We start from the raw sequence: 16,467 nt of genomic DNA on the forward strand, positions 1-16,467 counted from the left end.
CCCACCTCCGGACGGCCTCTTCCCCCGGGCATCACGGCGTGACGATCGGGAACCCCTTGTCGGGCCTCGTGACGTGGGAGAAGAGGCGGGCCAGCAGGGACGCGTCGCCCTCGGTCGTGACACCGTCGAGGCCCTTGCCCGCGAGGACGCCCAGGAGTTGGGGCTTCGTGAGGGTGAGGGTCAGGGCGGCCTGGGTCTTCGGGGTGTCCAGGGTGCGGTGGGTGAGCGCGCCGTTGTGCAGGGTGAGGCGGTGGCGGCGGTCCTCGTCGGTGAGGACGAGGTCGATGGTGAGGTCGTCGTCCCAGGCGCGGGGGCCGTCGACGCGGACGGCGACGGAGTCGAGCAGCATGTCGGTGGTCAGCGCCATCGCCATCTCCGGGTTGCCGGTGTCGAGGGCGATGGTGTTCACGCCGTGGCGCAGCTCCATGGCGGAGGTCAGATAGAAGTTGCGCCAGGTACCGTTCTCGGCGCCGTGGCCGAGCAACTCGTAGACCTGGGCGAGGAGTTCCTTGGCGTCGGTGCGCAACGGGTCGGCGAAGACGATGTGGTTGAGGAGCGTGGCCGCGAACCGCGGATCACCGGCGTCGACGTAACCGCGCGCCCTGCGCAGAGCCTCGTCCGTGCCGCCCGCCAACTCCACGTACCGCTGGGCGAGTTCGACCGGCGGGTGTTCCCACAGGTGAGCGACGTTGCCGTCGAACCAGCCGAGGTAACGCTGGTAGATCGCCTTGACGTTGTGGTTGAGGGAGCCGTAATAGCCGCGCGCGTGCCAGGACTTGGCCAGCGCGGGCGGCAGCTCCAGCCGCTCGGCGATCTCGGGACCGGTCAGACCGTCGTTCAGCATGCGCAGCGTCTGGTCGTGCAGGTAGGCGTACAAGTCCCGCTGCGCGGCGAGGAATTGGACGACGTTGTCGTGCCCCCAGGTCGGCCAGTGGTGGGAGGCGAACGCGACGTCGTAGGCGTCGGCGAAGTACTCGATGGCCTCGTCCAGGTACCGCGACCAGACCCGGGCGTCGCGGACGACGGCGCCGCGCAGGGTCAGGATGTTGTGCATGTTGTGCGTGGCGTTCTCGGCCAGGCACAGGGCGCGCAGCTCGGGGAGGAGGAAGTTCATCTCGGCGGGCGCTTCCGTGCCCGGGGTGAGCTGGAAGACGATGCGGACGCCGTCGAGCGTCTCCTCCTGGCCGGTGCGGGTGATGTCGTGGGTCGGCGGGATCAGGCTGACGGTGCCGTTCGAGGTCGTCATGCCGAGGCCGGCGCTGATCTGCCCCTCGGCCGACTTCGGCAGTCGGTCGCCGTACATGAAGATCGCGCGGCGGGTCATGGCGTTGCCCGCGTAGACGTTCTCGCTGACCGCGTGCTCCAGGAACCCGGCCGGGGCGAGGATCGGAACGCCCTCCTCGGTACCGGGCGGCAGGACACCGCGCGAGCCGCCGAAGTGGTCGGCGTGCGAGTGCGTGTAGAGGAGCGCGGTGACGGGACGGTCGCCGCGGTGCTTCCGGTACAGCGCGAGCCCGGCGGCGGCCGTCTCCACGCTCAGCAGCGGGTCGATGACGATCACCCCTCGCTCCCCCTCGACGAGGGTCATGTTCGACAGGTCCAGGCCACGGATCTGGTAGACGCCCTCCCTGACCTCGTACAGGCCCTGCCGGGAGCAGAGCTGCCCCTGGCGCCACAGGCTGGGGTGCGCGGTGTCCGGGCAGTCCCCCTGAAGGAACGCGTAGGCGTCGTTGTCGTAGACGACACGGCCGTCGGCCCCCGTCACGACCCCCGGATCGAGGGCGTCGACGAAGCCCCGGTCGGCGTTCTCGAAGTCGGCGGTGTCCTCGAAGGGAAGGGCGGTGTCAGTCATCAGGGGCTCCGTTCCAGGGCTCCGGCGTGCACGCGACGGGGGCACGGGCCGACACAGGGCGCGTCGATCCATCTCAGCACCGGCCGGGCGGGACCGCATGTCAGACGCCCGCCCCTTCCCCTGTCATGACCGTATGGCGATACGGCCATGACAGGCGGGGCCGCTCGGCGCTACCTTCGTGCTGGCCGCATCGACGCGGCAGGGCGCGTACGAAGGAGGGGCCCGTGAGCGGGAAGCCGAGCGGGAGGCCGAAGGGCGACCAGCACCACATAGGACTGCTGAACGGCTTCGCGGCATACGGCATGTGGGGCCTGGTCCCGCTGTTCTGGCCGCTGCTCAAGCCCGCGGGCGCCGCCGAGATCCTCGCCCACCGCATGGTGTGGTCGCTGGCCTTCGTCGCCGTGGCCCTCCTCGTGATCCGGCGCTGGGCCTGGGCCGGTGAACTCCTGCGCCAGCCCCGCAAGTTGGGCCTCGTCACGATCGCCGCGGCCTTCATCACCGTGAACTGGGGCGTCTACATCTGGGCCGTGAACAGCGGCCATGTCGTCGAGGCCTCGCTCGGCTACTTCATCAACCCCCTCGTCACCATCGCGATGGGCGTCCTGCTCCTGAAGGAACGCCTGCGCCCGGCGCAGTGGGCCGCGGTCGGCGTGGGCCTGGCCGCCGTGATCGTCCTGGCCGTCGGCTACGGCCAGCCGCCCTGGATCTCCCTCACGCTCGCCTTCTCCTTCGCGACGTACGGCCTGGTGAAGAAGAAGGTGAACCTCGGCGGCATCGAGTCACTGGCCGCGGAGACCGCGGTCCAGTTCCTGCCCGCCCTCGCCTACCTGCTGTGGCTCGGCGCGCACGGCAGGGCGACCTTCGCCCAGGAGGGCGTCGGCCACGCCGGCCTCCTCGCCTCCACCGGCATCGTCACCGCGATCCCCCTCGTCTGCTTCGGCGCGGCGGCGATCCGGGTGCCGTTGTCGACCCTGGGCCTGCTCCAGTACATGGCGCCGGTGTTCCAGTTCCTGCTGGGCATCCTGTACTTCCACGAGTCGATGCCACCCGCACGCTGGGCGGGCTTCGCGCTCGTGTGGCTGGCCCTCATCCTCCTGACGACGGACGCGTGGCGTACGGCGCGGAGGGGCAGGGCGGCAGCGGCGGCGCTCCCGCAGAAGAGGCCTCCGGCCGGAAGCCCGAACCCGGTGGACACGGTGGAGGCGTAGCCCAGCAGGCGCGCGGCACCGATGCCAGAGTGAAGGGCATGACACAGACGCCCGCACCCACACCCATCCACTGGAAACTGGTCATCGACGCGGCGGACCCGCACGCCCAGGCGGACTTCTGGGCCGCGGCGCTCCACTACGAGCCCGAGGACAACAGCACCCTCGTCCAACAGCTCCTGAAAATGGGCGCGTTGCCCGAAGCCGCGACCGTCGACTTCCACGGCCGCCCGGCCTTCCGCGACCTGATGGCCGTACGCCACCCCGACGACCCGTACGACAAGGACCGCGGCACGGGCCTGGGCCGCCGCATCCTCTTCCAGCGCGTACCCGAGCCGAAAACCACCAAGAACCGCCTGCACCTGGACCTGCACCCGGGCCCGGACCACCGCGAGGCCGAGGTGGAACGCCTGACGGCCCTCGGCGCGAGCGTGCTGCGCCGGGTGACGGAACCGGCCGGCGCCTGGATCGTGATGACGGACCCCGAGGGCAACGAGTTCTGCGTGGCCTAGGGGCCGGGCCTCACTCAGCAGCCCGACGGGCGCGCTCCGTCAGACGCCCCATACGGGCGCGGGCGGACTCCAGTTCCTCGATGTCCTCTGCGGCGGGGCCGTCCTCGGTGGTGAGTCCGGTCCACAGGTCGATGAGGTCGCGGCCGAGGGCGAGACCCTGCTCCGGGTCGCGTACGGCACGCCAGGCGGTGGCCGCGCTCTGGACGTTGCCGTAGGCGGCCTCCGCGTCGTGGGTGCGGTGGCGGATGCGGGCGAGGTCGAGGGAGAGGTGGAAGGCGCGGACCGGGTCACCGGCCAAGTAGGCGATGTACGCGGCGAGTTCGCGCAGCCGTAGGACTTCGGAGTGCTCGGGGCCGAGAGCGCTCGCCGCCTCCGCGACGGTCCGCTCCGCAAGGCCCGCCGCCTCGTCGATCCGCCCCGCCTTGACGGCCTCGTTGATCCGCACCATCGGCTCGATGAGGAACGCGGTCCCCGCACCGTCGGTCGTCACCGGTTCGTCCCCCAGCACGGCCTCGGCCACGGCGTCGAACCCCCGCGCGGGCGTCGGCTTGGGGTCCGGTTCCGGGGCGGTGAGCGCGAGGTCGGGAATGGGGATGGCGGCAGGACGGGAGGCACGTTCCGGAGCGGCCGGCGGTACGTCCGCGACCGGCGCCGCGTCCATCACCGGCGGCGGCCCGAACGCTCCCGTGGGCGCCTGGACCGACCCCAGCGGCGCACCCCCCTCGGCCGACTCCGGCACCGCGTGCAGCGGAAAGGTCGGCGCCGACTCCCCCACCGACTCAGGCACGGCCCGCAACGGAAAGGTCGGAACCACCTCCCCCTCCACCCCCGGAGCGGACACGGCCCGCAGCCGATGAGTAGCCGGATCACCGCTCCCCCCACGGCGATCCTCAGGTTCCCGGGACAATTCCGGTTCCGGTCCTACGGCGTCCGCGGACACGGCCGGCGGCAGCGCGGGGGGCGGCGGCGGAAACCCGACCGGGGCAGCCCCTTCCCCTGGGCCGGCCATGGCCCACGGCTCCGCCGAGAAGTGACTGGACCCGTCCGGATCGATCTGCAGCGGAACGACGTACCCGATCCGGTCGTCGTGGACGGTCGCGCGCACGGGGTGGCCCGTGGCCGAGGCGATGCGATGAAGCTGAGTCAGAACCGCCTGCTGGATCTCCTCGCCCGCGGCCACGGCCACCGGCACTCCCCCGATCGACGCACCCCCGGCGCCCGTGCCGTCCACGGGGACGCGTACCTCGAAAGGGGACGCGGCGGGTGCCGAGCGTGCGGCTCGCTTCTGTTCCCGCTTCTTCTCGCGGCTGAGTCGAGTCATCGGTTCCCTCACTCGCATGCGTCGGGGAGGCGGCCCGCGTTCCCCAGCGTCAAGATCCGTTCGTACGCGTACTGTTGAGTCTCGCCGTTCCCTTCAGGTTCTCAGGTAACCGCGACGTCACAGCCTCGTCCCAGGAGTTCCGTGAGGACCGGTGGGACCACGACGGAGGAACTCGGTCATGCAGACAGGTGGACGGCAGGGCCCGGAGATCTGGCTCCGCGGACCGGTACCGCTGCCGGTGGACAACGGCCCGCACGCAGAGGCACCGAAAACACCCGAGCGCCCCTCCAGTATCCCCACCCGCATCGCCACCGCCCCACGCCGCCGCTTCTCCTGGGTCGCCACCCACGGCGGCACCGGCGTCACCACGCTCGCCGAGGTCTACGGCGGCCAGGACTGCGGCCGCGACTGGCCGGGCCCCGAGGACCCCCCGTCCATCCTGCTCGTCGCCCGCACGCACGCCGCCGGGCTGGCCGCCGTCTCCCGCGCGCTGGAGGTCTTCCGGCGCGGCGAGGCCCCCGCGGGGCTCGACCTGGACGCCGTGGTCCTCGTAGCGGACGCCCCCGGACGCCTCCCCCGCCAACTCGCCCAGCACATCAAGGCCATCGAGTCGGTGATCGACGTCTACCGCGTCCCCTGGGTCCCGTCCTGGCGCATCGGCGACCTCACCGGCGACCCACCCCGCGAAACAGAAGCCCTGGCCCGCCTCACAGGCACGATCCGCCACCCACGCTGAAGCACGCACCCCACCCCCCGCGACCCCGACCCCACCCACACACCCGCGGGCGACCCCACCCGGACCACCCCGCCCCACCCCACTGGCACCCCATGGACAGATGGTTGCGTGCGCATATAATGCATACGGCTACAATCACCGCACGCCGATTACCCCTGGGGGACCCATGACCCGCCGCTTCCTCTTCGTGCTGGGCAGCGCCCGCCTGGACGGCAACACCGAACTCCTCGCCCGCAGGGCCGCCGAGCAGCTGCCCCCGGACGTCGAGCAGGAGTGGATCCGCCTGGCCGACCACCCGCTCCCCGACTTCCTGGACATCCGGCACGACGGAATCGTCGGGGCGGTCCAGCCCACCGAGAACGACACCATCCGGCAGCTCCTCGACGCCACCCTCGCCGCGACGGACATCGTGATCGCCTCGCCGGTCTACTGGTACTCGCTCTCCGGTCTCACCAAGCGCTACCTGGACTACTGGTCCGACTGGCTGCGCGTCCCCGGCGCCGACTTCAAGGCGACGATGGCCGGCCGCACGCTCTGGGGCGTCTCCGCCCTCGCCGACGACGAACCCGTGGTCGCCGACCCGGTGATCGGCACGCTCAACAACTCGGCCGCGTACCTCAAGATGCGCTTCGGCGGAGTCCTGCTCGGCAACGGCAGCGCCCCCGGCGACGTGCTCAAGGACACCGAGGCACTGACCCGAGCGAAGACGTTCTTCACCCAGGAAGCCCCACTCGCCCGCTTCCCCTTCGAGGACTCGGCCTCGTAGCAACGCCCTACGCCGTGATGTCCTACGCCGTGATGTCCTTCGCCGTGAACCGCGCCCAGGCCGCCGACCCGAACACCGCCGCGTACAACGCCTGAAGACCCAGGTTCTTCACCAGGTCGTCCCAGTACACGGGCTCGCGCATGAGGTCGGCGAAGGACAGCCAGTAGTGGGAGAAGAAGTACGGCTGAAGCGCGTGCAGTTGGGGGATCTGGTCGAGGATCTGGACGGTGATCAGCAGCCCCACGGTGGTGGCCATAGCCGCGATCCCGCTACTGGTCATCGTCGAGATGAACAGCCCCAGGGCCGCGATACCGACGAGCGACGCGGCAACGGCCAACGCGATCAACAACGCCCGTCCCAGCCCCTCCGCGAAGCTGATCTGCGTACCGGAAATAGTCGTCAGATCACCCAACGGGAAGAGCAACGCCCCCACCGTCAACGCCGAAAGCGCCACGACCAGCGTCGCCACCACACAGAACGTCAGCACCGTCGCGTACTTGGTGAGCAGCAGCCGGGTACGGCCGGCCGGAGCCACCAGGAGATACCTCAGGGTCCCTCCGCCGGCCTCACCCGCGATCGCGTCCCCCGCGACGACCCCGATGGCCATGGGCAGGAAGAACGGAAGCGTGGCGGCCAACGCCGTGAACACCAGGAACAGCCCGTTGTTGGTGATCTGCGCGATGAACGCGGGCCCACCACCCCCGTCCCCACGCCCAGGGCCGGCCCCGTCCTGGGTCTCCAGCTTGACCGCGATCCCGACCAGGATCGGCACGGCGGCCAGCACGCCGAGCAGCGCGAGCGTGCGCCACCGCCGGAACGTCGTCACCAACTCGCTGCGCAACAGCCCGAAGGTCCAGAGAAACCGGGGCGCACGCACGGCGACCGGCCCGGAACCAGCGGAAGCAACCACCTCAGCCCGCGACATCGAACCCCTCCCCCGTGAGCGCCACGAACGCGTCCTCCAGGGAAGCCCGTTCAACCCCGAAGCCCCGCACCCGCACCCCGGCGGTCACCAACGCCACGTTCACCTCGGCGAGTTCACGGTCAGGCGGCTCCGCGGTCACCCGCTCCTCCGCCACGACCACATCCGCCAGCCCCAGTTCCTTCAGCACCCGCGCCGCGTCCCCGGCATCAGGCGTGGTCACGAACAGCCGCCCCCGCGTCCCCGCCGCCAGCTCGGTCACGGAGCCCTGCGTGATCAGCCGCCCCTGCGCCATCACGGCCGCATGCGTGCAGACCTGCTCGATCTCGTCGAGCAGATGGGAAGACAGAAAAACGGTCGTACCGTCCGACGCCAACTCCCGGATCAGAGACCGGATTTCGCGCATGCCCTGCGGATCGAGCCCGTTGGTCGGCTCGTCCAGCACAAGCAGCTCACGGGGCTGAAGCAGAGCAGACGCAAGCCCCAGCCGCTGCTTCATCCCCAGCGAGTACGCCTTCGCCTTCTTCCCGGCGGCAGCCGTCAGCCCCACCCGATCCAGCGCGGCGGCGACACGATCCCGCCGGGTACGCGGATCGGCGGTCGGGTCGGCGGCGTCGTAACGGAGCAGGTTGTCGCGACCGGAGAGAAACCCGTACAGAGCGGGCCCCTCGATCAGCGCACCGACACGCGGCAGGACCGTACGCACGGACCTCGGCATGGGACGGCCCAAAACCCGCGCCGTCCCGGATGTGGGCTCGATCAGCCCCATCAGCATGCGGATGGTGGTGGTCTTGCCCGAGCCGTTGGGCCCGAGGAAGCCGAAGACGCTGCCCGCCGGGACGGTCAGGTCGAGACCGTCCACGGCGAGCTGCCCGCCGCGGAAGCGCTTGGTGAGACCACGGGTGGCGATGATGCCGTCACCAGCGTCCACCTGTTCCGGCACTTCAGCGGACGGTCCGCCCATCGACTCCCTCGATTCGCCGTGCCCCTACGGCAGTTGATCAGCCGTCGGTACCTACTTCGCCGCGTCCGCCGCCTTGACCAGCGCGCTCTTGGTGACCGCGCCGACGTAGACCTTGCCGTCGTCCGTGACGAGGGCGTTGACCAGCCGGGTCGAGAACACCGTGCCCTTGCCGAAGTCACCCTTCACCTGGTCACCGAGCGAGCCGAGGAACCCACCGAGGTCACCGCCACCGGCCGAGGAACCGGTCGGAACACCCTCACCGCCGGTGTCGAAGGTGGCGATCGAGTTCCAGCCCTTGCCGAGAACCGTCGGGTCGTCGAGCCCCTTGCCGAGGTCCTCGTCGGACTTGCCGGCCTTACCGGACGCACCGGAGTGATCCGGGGTCGGAGCCCCCTTCGTCGCGCTGTCCTCCGTGGTGACCTTCGCCCCCTTGGGCGTCTTGAAGTCGAAGGTCGAGGCGGCCGGCTTGCTGAGGCTGAGCTGGGTGAAGCCGACGTCGACGACGGCCGCGCCGCCGCTCGCCGGGGTGAGCGTGAACTTGAGCGGCAGGCCGGTCTTCGCGTCCACCGCGATGCTGATCGCGCCGACCGTCGTACCGGTCTGCTTGGGCTTGATCAGCAGCTTGTAGGCGTCCCGCCCGGCAACGTGCTCCGTGCCGTCGACCGTGACGGACGTCGTGTCGTCGACCGACTTGAGCGCCTCGTCGGTGAGCCCCTGGGGCGTGGCCCGGGTCTCGTCGCTCTTGGAGGCGTCGGCCGCGGTCGTGCCGTGGAAGACCTCGTTCGTCTGACTGTCGTAGCCCCAGACGTCCTTGCCGTTGTGGATGAGGCTGTACTCCGCCGCGTTCTCCAGCAGGGAGACCTTCTGCTTGTCGGGGCCGTCGGCCGCGACGCGCAGGGTGTGGGTGCCGCTGGCCAGCTCGGTGAGCTTGGTCGTCGGGTCGGCGGAGGAGCCGTCGCCGGACTTCGTGGCGCCGGACAGCATGCTGCTCTCCAGGCCGCCGAGGTCGGGCAGGCCGAGGTCCGTGCTGATCTTCACGGTGCCGGACAGCTGCTGGACGTCCGACTTGGCGATCTTGTCGATGAGCTGCTGAGCGGTGACCTTGGGAAGGTTCGGGTCGCCGGAGTCGGCGAGCGCCGGGACCAGTCCGATGGTCGCCGCCGCCACCCCCACCACGGTGACCGGGACGATGTACCGCGCCGCCCTGCGCCGCCCGGCCCGGAGTTCGTCGCGCTCTCCGGTGTCCGTGCTGTCGTCGGTTTCGTACGGTGCCATGTCTGCCTTACCTCCGTCGTCGGCGGCGGCCAGTCCGTCGTGCACTCGTCCCACCCTGAGCCGCCATTCTCACCCGATTCGGTGAGGAGTGGTGTTTTCCGTGTTCTCCATCTGACCAAATCGCCGGGAGATAAGCGTCAGACCCGGGAGCCAACTCCGCGTACGCCTGGGGTATGACACACGGAGGCGGCGCCTCCCCAAACCCTTAGGGGGAAGACGCCGCCTCCGTACAGCAGTTGCTCAGGGCCTCTTGCCCAGGGCCTCAGCCCGCGCGGTGCACCACCGCGTCGCACATCTCCAGGAGGGCGACCTTGGCGTCGCACTCGGGGAGCGGGGCGAGGGCCGCGCGGGCGTCCTCCACGTAGCGGACGGTGTCGCGGCGGGCCTGCTCCAGGGCCGGGTGGACGCGGAGCAGGGAGAGCGCCTCGGCGTGCCGGGCGTCGTCCGTGAGGTCGGAGTCGAGCAGTTCGCACAGGGCGATGTCCTCGGCGAGACCCAGGCGGGCGGCCCGCTCGCGGAGCAGCAGCACCGGCAGCGTGGGGATGCCCTCGCGCAGGTCCGTGCCCGGGGTCTTGCCGGACTCCTCGCCGTCGGAGGCGATGTCCAGGACGTCGTCGGCGAGCTGGAAGGCGACGCCGAGCCGCTCGCCGTACTGGGTGAGGACGTCCACGACGGTGTCGTCGCAGCCGGACATCATCGCGCCGAAGCGGCAGGCGACCGCGACCAGGGAGCCGGTCTTGCCGCCGAGCACGTCGAGGTAGTGCTCGACCGGGTCGCGTCCGTCGGAGGGGCCGGCGGTCTCCAGGATCTGGCCGGTGACGAGGCGTTCGAACGCCTCGGCCTGCACCCGGACCGCCTCGGGACCGAGGTCGGCCAGGGTGTGCGACGCGCGCGCGAACAGGAAGTCGCCGGTGAGGACCGCGACCGAGTTGCCCCAGCGGACGTTGGCGCTCTCCACCCCACGGCGTACGGTCGCCTCGTCCATGACGTCGTCGTGGTACAGCGTGGCGAGGTGGGTCAGCTCGACGACCACGGCCGAGGGCACGACACCCGGCGCATAGGGGTCGCCGAACTGCGCGGCGAGCATCACGAGGAGCGGCCGGAACCGCTTTCCGCCCGCGCGCACGAGGTGCTGGGCGGCCTCCGTGATGAAGGGGACCTCGCTCTTGGTGGCTTCGAGCAGACCCTCCTCGACGGCCGTCAATCCGGCCTGGACATCGGCTTCCAGAGCCTGGTCCCGCACGCTCAGCCCGAACGGCCCGACGACGGTCACGAGGGGTCTCCTGTCTGCTGGTGTCCCTGGGCGGTCACACGGTTTGTCGATAGGTCGCTGGCATCACTCAAGTCAGCGTATCCGGTCAGCTTTCGATCACCCATGCCGCCCACCCCGTCCAGCAGGGGCGGTATCGGATCACGACCGGTATGTTTTCGATCACCTGATAAGAACGGATATTTATCGACTTACGCGGAAGTGGTGGATGGTGTCTCGAACCGCACTGGAAGCCGAACCCGACGACCAACCGCCCCCCGAGGACGACCACGCCTTCTTCGGGCAGCCCAAGGGGCTGCTCACGCTCTCCGGGCTTGAGGTCTGGGAGCGTTTCTCGTTCCTCGGCATGCAGGCCATCCTCGTCCTCTACTTCGCGGATACCGTCGCGCACGGCGGCATGGGCATGTCGTCCGGAACGGCCGCGTCCGTGTCGGCAGCCTACGGAACGTTGGTCTATCTCGTCTCGGTCGCGGGCGGCTGGCTCGCGGACCGCATCCTCGGTTCGTACCGCGCGGTGCTGTGGGGCGGCGTCCTGATCGCCTGCGGGCACTACGCGATGGCGGTCCCCACCCCCACGATGACCTGGGTGGGCCTCGGCCTGATCAGCGCCGGCACCGGCCTGCTCAAGCCCAACGTGGCCACCATGGTCGGCAAGCTGTACCGCACCGACGACGAGCGCCGTGACGCCGGTTTCGCGCTCTACTACATGGCGATCAACATCGGCGCCTTCGCGGGCCCCCTGATCACCGGCTGGCTCGGCGACCACGAGGGCTGGCACTGGGGCTTCTCGGCCGCCGCGGTCGGCATGACGTTCGGGCTCATCCAGTACGTCGCCGGCCGCCGTCACCTGGCCGGTCGCAGGAACACCGCGGAGTTCGCGCTCGCGCCGGACGCGCTGCGCCGCGCGGTGAGGCTGATCGTCCTGGGCATCCTGGTGGCCGCCGTGCTCGCGACCGGGCTGGCCACCGCCGGCTGGCTGACGATGGGCCGCTTCGTCGACCTCCTCACGGTGATATCCGTGATCGCGCCGGTCGTGTACTTCGCGGTGATGTTCATGAGCCCGCGCGTGAGCCCCGAGGAACGCGGTCGGCTGCGCCCGTACATCGTGCTGTTCCTGGCCTCCACGGTCTTCAACTTCATCCTCTTCCAGGCCTATTCGACGATGATGCTGCTGGCCGCGTCGAACGCCGAGACGACCATCCTGGGCTTCGACTTCCCCGCGAGCTGGTACGCAAGCGCGCTCGGCGCCTTCGAGGTGGGTCTCGCGCCCGTGGTCGCCGCGCTCTGGGTCCGCATGGGCCGCCGCCAGCCGCACGCCTCCAACAAGATCGCGATCGGTGTCGTACTCGGCGGACTCTCCTTCCTGCTGATGGTCCTGCCGACCAGCGGGCACAGCGGCGACGCCTACCGGATGTCCGCCTGGTGGATCGTCGGCTCGTACTTCCTGCTCGGGCTCGGCGACATCCTCCTGGAGACCTCCGGCATGTCGGCCACCACGAAGCTCGCCCCGGCCGCCTTCTCCAGCCAGACCATGTCCCTCTGGTTCCTGTCCCTCGCCCTCGCGAACGGCATCCAGGCCCAGACGGTGAAGCTCTACGACGACGTCTCCAAGCCGGCCTACTTCGGCGTCAACGGCGCGATCGCGGTGGCCGCGGGCCTCGCGGTGATGGCCGCCGCGCCGTGGCTGCGCCGGACCATGCATCCGGTCCACTGAACCCAGGGGTCCCCTCATGCGCATCCGTACGTCCTTCCCCCACGAGACGACCCACGAGGACATCCGCATCCCGCTCGCTGGGGGCACCTCCCACGCTTGCGGCAGTGAGGGAGGAACACACCTCTACGCGCGCGTGTGGCGCCCGGTGACGGACGAACCCGTCCCCGCGCTCCTCGAATACCTCCCGTACCGATTGACCGACTGGACCGCGCCCCGGGACGCCCAGCGCCACCCCTGGTACGCGGGCCACGGCTACGCCTCCGTCCGGGTCGACGTGCGCGGGCACGGCAACAGTGAGGGTGCCCCCGGCGACGAGTACGACGCCCAGGAGCTCGCCGACGGCGTGGAAGTGGTCAACTGGCTTGCCGCGCAACCCTGGTGCACCGGCAGGGTCGGCATGTTCGGCATCTCCTGGGGCGGCTTCAACTCCCTCCAGATCGCGGCCCTCGCACCCGAGCCGCTCAAGGCGATCGTCACGGTCTGCTCGACGGACGACCGCTATGACAACGACGTGCACTACATGGGAGGTTCCGCCCTCGCCGTCGACCTGCACGCCTGGGCGGCCACCATGCTCGCCTTCGTCGCCCGCCCGCCGGACCCCGAGTACGCGGGCCTGGTCTGGCGCGACATGTGGCTCAAGCGCCTCGAACGGATCGACCCGTTCATCCACACCTGGCTCGCCCACCAGATCCGCGACGACTACTGGAGGCACGGCAGCGTCTGCGAGGACTACTCCGCGATCGGCGCGGCCGTCCTCGCGGTGGGCGGCTGGCACGACCCGTACCGCGACTCGGTCCTACGGCTCGTCGAACACCTCCCGCCGGACCGCGTGCGCGGCCTCATCGGCCCGTGGTCGCACCAGTACCCGGACCGCGGCCTGCCGCCCGGCCCCGCGATCGGCTTCCTCCAGGAGACCCTCCGCTGGTGGGACCACTGGCTCAAGGACAAGGACACCGGCGTCACGTCCGACCCGCTCCTACGGGCCTACGTCAGCGACTCCCACCCCCCTGCCACGGTCTACGACACCCTCCCGGGCCGTTGGGTCGGCGAGCCCGCGTGGCCCTCACCGCACGTGAAGACGACGACGTACGGCCTCCGGGGTGCGCCCGCGATCGTCCGCTCCCCCATGCACACCGGTGTGGACGCGGGCCGTTTCTTCCCCTTCGGGAACGACGCCGATCTGCCGCCGGACCAGCGGGACGAGGACGCGCGGTCGGCCTGCTTCGAGTTCGAGGTGCCGGCCGAGACATGGGTGCTGGGGCGGCCGAGGGTACGGCTGCGACTGACCTGCGAGGTGCCGCGCGGGCAGGTGATCGCCCGGCTGTGCGACGTGGCCCCCGACGGTGCCTCGACCCTGGTCACCCGGGGTGTGCTGAACCTGTCGGCGCGGCACGGGCGGGACCGGGCGGTGCCGTGGACGCCGGGCACCACCGAGGACGTGACCTTCGAGCTGAACGGCATCGGGCACGCGTTCCCGCCCGGGCACCGCATCCGGCTCGCGGTGTCGTCGGCGTACTGGCCGTGGATCTGGCCGCAGCCGGAGTCGGCGGCGGGGTTCACGCTGGACCCGGAGGGAAGCGCGCTCGAACTTCCCGTGCGGGAGCGGGAGTTGACGGAGGGCATCCGTTTCGAGGAACCCGAGGAGGCCGAGCCGCTCGGGGTCAACCACCCGGCCACGCTGGACGAACCACGCCCCGAGCGGCTGGTGGTACGGGATGTCGCGAAGGGGGAGTGGCGGCTGGAGGTGGATCCCCGGTACGGCGGCACGCGCGTGTACCCGGACGGTCTCGAATTCACCGAGGACGCGTTGGAGACGTACACGATCGACGAGTCCGACCCGCTGTCGGCGCGCACCCGGTCGGACTGGTCGATCCGGCTGCACCGGCCGGAGCTGGGATGGGACACGACCGTACGGACGCGGTCGGAGATTACTTGCGACGAAACGGAATTTATTACCTCGAACGAGGTCATCTGCACCGAGGGCGAAGAAGTGATCTTCCATCGCACATGGGAGAAAAGGATTCCGAGAACTGCCAGTTGAGGATGAATGCCCGATTTGCCGTTCTTAATCCTCCCGTGACTTGGGTCACGCGTTTCTGTGCGTGACCTGTGTCCTGGTCTGCCCGCGTTTTCCCTTACGGCATTTGACAATTGACCCTTGGCTCGCGCAAAGGATCAAGTGCCCCATACGCCTCAGACCAAGGTCAATAGGGGTTAGGTGTGATTCCGCCACTTGTTCCGGACATGTGCTCTCGCATAGTTTCCCGGCCTGTCGAGCGGAACGCCGAATCCTGCCGCCGCCCGGCATCCCAGTCACGAACTTCTCGCACGGCAGGAGCGGGGGAACCAGGTAGGTCGCCGGGCCGGTCGTCACGACCGGAACGGCTTGGGGTTAAGTCACGTCCGCAAGGGCGCGGCCGGGCACCTCCCAGCCCGAACCCGACAGCTCACCTCGCAGGCGACGGAGAGGAACCTCGTCATGCCTGCAACCGCTCAGTCCCGCCGTGCCCGCCTCGTCCGCCGTGTCGTCGTCGCCGGTACCGGTGTCGCGATCCTCGCGCTGCCCGTCGTGGGTGCGACCACCGCGTCCGCGGCCACCACGTCGACCACCACCGCCTCGACCACGCTCGCCGGGTACCCCAACACCCTTGACGGGTGGATCCGGGAGTCGCTCGCGATCATGGCGCAGAAGGGGATTCCGGGTACGTACAACGGGATCTACCGGAACGTGATCCGTGAGTCTTCCGGGAACCAGTACGCGATCAACAACTGGGACTCCAACGCGGTGGCCGGTACGCCGTCGAAGGGGTTGCTTCAGGTGATCGACCCGACGTTCAACGCGTATCACGTTGCCGGGACTTCGTTCGATCCGTATGACCCGGTTGCGAACATCACCGCCGCCTGCAATTACGCCGCGGCCGTGTACGGGTCCATCGACAACGTGTACGGCGCTTACTAGAAAATGTTGGATCAGCCACGACGGGTTGTCTGTTCGGCTCTCGCGCTGTCGTGGCTGGTCGCGCCCGCGCGGCGGAGCCGCACATTGATACAGCCCCGCGCCCCTAAAAACAGGGCGTTCTAGCTGAAGAGTCTTTCCAGGACCAGCGCGATTCCGTCGTCCTCGTTCGACGTCGTCACCTCGTCCGCCACCGCCTTGAGTTCGGGGTGGGCGTTGGCCATGGCCACTCCGTGGGCCGCCCAGTCGAACATCGGGATGTCGTTCGGCATGTCGCCGAAGGCGATGGTGTCGGACGGCGTCAGGCCCAAGTGGCGGGCGGCGAGGGCCAGTCCCGTCGCCTTGGTGATGCCGAGTGGCTGGAGTTCGACGGTGCCGGGGCCCGACATGGTGACCGAGGCCAGGGAACCGACCACCGAGCGGGCCGTGGAGGCCAACTCGTCGTCCTCCAGGGCGGGGTGACGGAGCAGCACCTTGCTGATGGGTTCGCACCAGAGGTCGTCGCGCCTGCCTACCCGCACGGCGGGGAGCGTGGGGTGCGGCATCAAGTAGCCGGGCTCGATCAGCGTCAGGCCGTCCACGCCGTCCTGGTCGACCGCCGCGTACACCTGGCCGACCTCCGCCTCGATCTTGCCGAGCGCGGTCTCCGCCAACTCCCGGTCCAGGGTGACCGACCAGAGCAGACGGTCCGCGCCGGCGTCGTACAACTGCGCGCCCTGTCCGCACACCGCGAGCCCTCTGGAGCCGAGGTCGTCGAGGAGGGGCCGCACCCTCGGGGCGGGCCGACCGGTGACGACGAGGTGCCGGGCACCGGCCTCCGCCACCCGCCGCAGTACGGCGCGGGACCGGTCGGAGAGCGTGTCGTCGCCGCGCAGCAGCGTTCCGTCCAGGTCGGTGGCGATCAGTGCATATGCGAGGGGTGCGGCCATGATCAGAGAATACGGATGGAACGCCCCACCGACTCGACACGAACC

At 69.9% G+C, this 16,467-nt stretch carries 14 protein-coding genes and 1 riboswitch; of the genes, 7 read left to right on the plus strand and 7 right to left on the minus strand.

Annotated features, from left to right (window positions below; translation table 11 throughout):
• Positions 1–31: 31 nt before the first annotated feature.
• A complete protein-coding gene (locus OG226_RS22000; protein ID WP_329349797.1) occupies positions 32–1,852 on the minus strand; it encodes an alkyl/aryl-sulfatase in 1,821 nt (606 codons plus the stop codon).
• A gap of 224 nt (positions 1,853–2,076) precedes the next feature.
• Between OG226_RS22000 and rarD the strand changes: the two genes are divergently transcribed.
• Both rarD and OG226_RS22010 read left to right on the plus strand, forming a co-directional pair.
• On the plus strand, positions 2,077–3,060 hold the full coding sequence (gene rarD, locus OG226_RS22005; protein ID WP_329349798.1) for an EamA family transporter RarD: 984 nt from the start codon (positions 2,077–2,079) through the stop codon (positions 3,058–3,060).
• Positions 3,061–3,098: 38 nt separating this feature from the next.
• Positions 3,099–3,569, plus strand: a complete 471-nt coding sequence (locus tag OG226_RS22010) for a VOC family protein (protein ID WP_329349799.1) — start codon at positions 3,099–3,101, stop codon at positions 3,567–3,569.
• A 10-nt stretch (positions 3,570–3,579) separates the two neighbouring features.
• Here the strand turns inward: OG226_RS22010 and OG226_RS22015 are convergent, their stop codons facing one another.
• Entirely contained in the window at positions 3,580–4,890 is a 1,311-nt protein-coding gene (locus tag OG226_RS22015; protein ID WP_329349800.1) for a tetratricopeptide repeat protein, read from the minus strand.
• A 178-nt stretch (positions 4,891–5,068) separates the two neighbouring features.
• On the opposite strand from OG226_RS22015, the gene OG226_RS22020 reads away from it, so the two are divergent.
• Both OG226_RS22020 and OG226_RS22025 read left to right on the plus strand, forming a co-directional pair.
• Entirely contained in the window at positions 5,069–5,626 is a 558-nt protein-coding gene (locus OG226_RS22020) for a DUF6668 family protein (RefSeq protein WP_329349801.1), read from the plus strand.
• A gap of 166 nt (positions 5,627–5,792) precedes the next feature.
• Positions 5,793–6,392, plus strand: coding sequence for a flavodoxin family protein (locus OG226_RS22025; protein ID WP_328680198.1), 600 nt, complete (start codon positions 5,793–5,795; stop codon positions 6,390–6,392).
• A 22-nt stretch (positions 6,393–6,414) separates the two neighbouring features.
• Here OG226_RS22025 and OG226_RS22030 read toward each other — a convergent pair whose 3' ends face one another.
• The 4 genes from OG226_RS22030 to OG226_RS22045 all read right to left on the minus strand — a co-directional run bounded on the left by OG226_RS22030 (position 6,415) and on the right by OG226_RS22045 (position 10,826).
• Entirely contained in the window at positions 6,415–7,317 is a 903-nt protein-coding gene (locus OG226_RS22030) for an ABC transporter permease (protein WP_329349802.1), read from the minus strand.
• Positions 7,304–8,278 (minus strand): ABC transporter ATP-binding protein, encoded by a 975-nt coding sequence (locus OG226_RS22035; protein ID WP_329349803.1) that lies wholly within the window; start codon positions 8,276–8,278, stop codon positions 7,304–7,306. The genes OG226_RS22030 and OG226_RS22035 overlap by 14 nt, the downstream gene beginning before the upstream one ends.
• A 51-nt stretch (positions 8,279–8,329) precedes the next feature.
• Positions 8,330–9,553, minus strand: coding sequence for a LolA family protein (locus OG226_RS22040; RefSeq protein ID WP_328680201.1), 1,224 nt, complete (start codon positions 9,551–9,553; stop codon positions 8,330–8,332).
• Between the two features lie 262 nt (positions 9,554–9,815).
• A complete protein-coding gene (locus tag OG226_RS22045; protein WP_328680202.1) occupies positions 9,816–10,826 on the minus strand; it encodes a polyprenyl synthetase family protein in 1,011 nt (336 codons plus the stop codon).
• A 205-nt stretch (positions 10,827–11,031) separates the two neighbouring features.
• Here OG226_RS22045 and OG226_RS22050 point away from each other — a divergent pair, with 205 nt between their 5' ends.
• The 3 genes from OG226_RS22050 to OG226_RS22060 all read left to right on the plus strand — a co-directional run bounded on the left by OG226_RS22050 (position 11,032) and on the right by OG226_RS22060 (position 15,496).
• Entirely contained in the window at positions 11,032–12,537 is a 1,506-nt protein-coding gene (locus OG226_RS22050; RefSeq protein WP_328680203.1) for a peptide MFS transporter, read from the plus strand.
• A 16-nt stretch (positions 12,538–12,553) separates the two neighbouring features.
• On the plus strand, positions 12,554–14,578 hold the full coding sequence (locus OG226_RS22055) for a CocE/NonD family hydrolase (RefSeq protein ID WP_329349804.1): 2,025 nt from the start codon (positions 12,554–12,556) through the stop codon (positions 14,576–14,578).
• A gap of 263 nt (positions 14,579–14,841) precedes the next feature.
• A riboswitch (cyclic di-AMP (ydaO/yuaA leader) is annotated at positions 14,842–15,013 on the plus strand.
• A gap of 3 nt (positions 15,014–15,016) precedes the next feature.
• On the plus strand, positions 15,017–15,496 hold the full coding sequence (locus OG226_RS22060) for a transglycosylase SLT domain-containing protein (protein WP_328680205.1): 480 nt from the start codon (positions 15,017–15,019) through the stop codon (positions 15,494–15,496).
• Between the two features lie 119 nt (positions 15,497–15,615).
• Here OG226_RS22060 and OG226_RS22065 read toward each other — a convergent pair whose 3' ends face one another.
• Positions 15,616–16,422: an HAD family hydrolase gene (locus tag OG226_RS22065; protein WP_328680206.1), complete on the minus strand. Its 807-nt coding sequence runs from the start codon at positions 16,420–16,422 to the stop codon at positions 15,616–15,618.
• Positions 16,423–16,467: the final 45 nt, after the last annotated feature.

Source organism: Streptomyces sp. NBC_01261 (genome assembly GCF_036226385.1).
Lineage (GTDB): Bacteria > Actinomycetota > Actinomycetes > Streptomycetales > Streptomycetaceae > Streptomyces.

Coding starts and splice junctions, on each gene's coding strand:
- OG226_RS22000 (WP_329349797.1), bottom strand. CDS start 1,852: ATGACTGACACCGCCCTTCCCTTCGAGGACACCGCCGACTTCGAGAAC.
- OG226_RS22010 (WP_329349799.1), top strand. CDS start 3,099: ATGACACAGACGCCCGCACCCACACCCATCCACTGGAAACTGGTCATC.
- OG226_RS22015 (WP_329349800.1), bottom strand. CDS start 4,890: ATGACTCGACTCAGCCGCGAGAAGAAGCGGGAACAGAAGCGAGCCGCA.
- OG226_RS22020 (WP_329349801.1), top strand. CDS start 5,069: ATGCAGACAGGTGGACGGCAGGGCCCGGAGATCTGGCTCCGCGGACCG.
- OG226_RS22025 (WP_328680198.1), top strand. CDS start 5,793: ATGACCCGCCGCTTCCTCTTCGTGCTGGGCAGCGCCCGCCTGGACGGC.
- OG226_RS22030 (WP_329349802.1), bottom strand. CDS start 7,317: ATGTCGCGGGCTGAGGTGGTTGCTTCCGCTGGTTCCGGGCCGGTCGCC.
- OG226_RS22035 (WP_329349803.1), bottom strand. CDS start 8,278: ATGGGCGGACCGTCCGCTGAAGTGCCGGAACAGGTGGACGCTGGTGAC.
- OG226_RS22040 (WP_328680201.1), bottom strand. CDS start 9,553: ATGGCACCGTACGAAACCGACGACAGCACGGACACCGGAGAGCGCGAC.
- OG226_RS22050 (WP_328680203.1), top strand. CDS start 11,032: ATGGTGTCTCGAACCGCACTGGAAGCCGAACCCGACGACCAACCGCCC.
- OG226_RS22055 (WP_329349804.1), top strand. CDS start 12,554: ATGCGCATCCGTACGTCCTTCCCCCACGAGACGACCCACGAGGACATC.
- OG226_RS22060 (WP_328680205.1), top strand. CDS start 15,017: ATGCCTGCAACCGCTCAGTCCCGCCGTGCCCGCCTCGTCCGCCGTGTC.
- OG226_RS22065 (WP_328680206.1), bottom strand. CDS start 16,422: ATGGCCGCACCCCTCGCATATGCACTGATCGCCACCGACCTGGACGGA.